The sequence below is a fragment of the Vibrio sp. HI00D65 genome (assembly GCF_001635455.1).
Taxonomy (GTDB): Bacteria; Pseudomonadota; Gammaproteobacteria; order Enterobacterales; family Vibrionaceae; genus Vibrio.
This window is the reverse complement of sequence record NZ_LWEH01000528.1, coordinates 1-242: the sequence shown is the minus strand read 5'-3', so window position 1 is coordinate 242 and position 242 is coordinate 1. Positions and strand designations below refer to the sequence as shown.

The 242-nt window shown below is 47.1% G+C and carries 1 protein-coding gene; it reads right to left on the bottom strand.

Annotation, left to right across the window (positions count from 1 at the left end; translation table 11 throughout):
- The coding region (locus tag A3712_RS23265) for a class I SAM-dependent methyltransferase (RefSeq protein WP_197465900.1) at positions 1-242 on the bottom strand (242 nt) is incomplete at both ends.

Sequence of the window (242 nt, the reverse complement as noted above, 5' to 3'; positions counted from 1 at the left end):
ACAGTGCATGTTCACACACCACCATTACCGAAGCTTGCTCTGGAATATTGAGTTCATCTAACCAAGTCAGATCATCTACGGAACCACACTCCAAGCGGTAGCGTTCATTTTTGTGGAACAAACGTTGTCGCCAAAGTAGATTCTCGGTTACATCCAGCTCTACCCAGTGACAGCGGCCATTGTCTAATCGGTAAAAACGGGTGTCGAGACCAGCTCCCACATTAATAATCCAAGCATCAGGG